This is a genomic window from Streptomyces mayteni, assembly GCF_054783955.1.
The window spans coordinates 1-1,843 of sequence record NZ_BAAGPR010000251.1; the positions used below are offsets into that span (position 1 = coordinate 1).

The window sequence follows — 1,843 nt, forward strand, 5'->3', positions numbered from 1 at the left end:
ACTTCTGTGATGGGGAGTATTATATGATATAAGGTTATTCACCTAGCTTATAAAGCATAGATGGTACAAAATATGGTCGAACTAGATCTCGTAGTAGAGGCATAGATTCGGACCACACATAAATATGATACTGGTTAGGTACCCCAGCATTTTGTACTGAAGACTTAATTCCATATAGTTCTGCTAGAGTGTTAGAAAGAAATACGCAGTCATTATATGTAAAGCAGTTTGTTGCTAGCTTTAGACCGTAACCCATTCGACCACCATCATCCATAATCCAAATAGCAAGTGCTAGTGGAGTAAGATACATGGCAATATTAGCTGGTACAATCTTAATGCCGTTAACATACCAATCTGAAAAGATAAAGTTAAAACTACTATATGTGTAAGTTCGGAATCGAATTACGTACCGAGTGATTCCATTATCAACACGTGTTTGGATAACAGGTGTGATAGGGCTACAATAACCAAGAGAAGAGATAAGTTCATGTAGCCATAGTAGATATTCTATATGACTACCTGCTTGATAGAAAGTAATACGAGTACCATTTCCTTGAACTCGCTGTTCAGCATGACCATCTCCAAGTAGAGAACCAGTAATAATGCTAAGAATAGTTATATTATGGGGTCCTACTCGGCTAATAGCTGAAATTCGCTTAGCTAGCATTCCAGACCGAAGATATACATTAATAAGTACAAGTACAACTGCATAAATCACAGTATTAGAACATGTCGGGCAATTTGAAATACCCCAAAGTGACATTTGACCGTAAGGTAGTACGTAACCTAGGAAGGCTGTACCCATCATCAGGACTAGAATAATAACTCCTACTGACCATGGTAGAATTCGAGGAGACTTGTATGATCCAAAGTATAGTCCTCGTGCGATATGTAGGTATACAAAGATGAAGAAGAATGACGCTGTGTTAGCGTGAATATATCGAATCATCCATCCGTAGTTAACATCCCGCATGATATGTTCAACGCTGATAAATGCTAGATCAATATTAGGTGTATAGTGCATTGCTAGAATAACACCTGTTAGAATTTGTGTTCCTAGACAAAGTGCTAGTAGTGAACCAAAATTCCATGCGTAGCTAATGTTAATAGGTTGTGGTGAATCACAAATGTAACTATTAGCAATAGATAGTAGTGCATTACTCTTTATTACTCGCATAGATATTATATTCTTAATCTTATTGTCTTACCTTATATCAATTAGCAATCTCAGCGCTTTTTTGGTTATATTTATAATTAAATACCTTAAGCCCAAGAGGAATCGAACCTCTGCCACACCGATATCAACGATGGGTACTAACCGCTATACTATAGGCTTTATATACATTAATTAGTTTTTAATCTACTTATATGTAAGGGGAGTTGGGATAATATCAAATGCCATTAGAATACTTGGAGCTAGTACTACGAAGGCAATAGCTAGAGGAAGCATATCTGTCCAACATAGTACCATTAGTTGGTCGTATCGAATTCGTGGGAATGTAGCTCGACACCAGACAAAGAAAAAGCAAATAATACATGTCTTAACTCCTAGTACAATACTTTGTAGGTTAACGAAGGTGTCGTTGATAAATAGTTCTGGCATGTTGTACCCACCTAGAAATAGGATTGCTGTTAGACATGACATTAGAACAATTGAACAGTATTCTCCTAGGAAGAAGAATACAAAGATCATACCACTGTGTTCAGTAAAGAAACCAGCTACTAGTTCTGATTCTGCTTCTGGTAGGTCAAATGGTGTACGATTAGTTTCAGCTAGTGCTGAAATTAGAAATACAATGAATACAGGTAGCATAGGAATAACAAACCAAATAGCTTCTTGATG

General features: G+C 36.8%; 2 protein-coding genes and 1 tRNA gene. All 3 read right to left on the reverse strand.

Annotated features, from left to right (window positions below):
- Positions 1-34: 34 nt before the first annotated feature.
- Positions 35-1,177 (reverse strand): cytochrome b N-terminal domain-containing protein, encoded by a 1,143-nt coding sequence (locus ACYVPE_RS39710; RefSeq protein ID WP_460624610.1) that lies wholly within the window; start codon positions 1,175-1,177, stop codon positions 35-37.
- A gap of 87 nt (positions 1,178-1,264) precedes the next feature.
- Positions 1,265-1,336 (reverse strand) — tRNA-Ile (locus ACYVPE_RS39715).
- Between the two features lie 24 nt (positions 1,337-1,360).
- Positions 1,361-1,843, reverse strand: a 483-nt coding sequence (locus ACYVPE_RS39720; protein ID WP_461038713.1) for a complex I subunit 1/NuoH family protein, incomplete at its 5' end; no start/stop codon positions are given.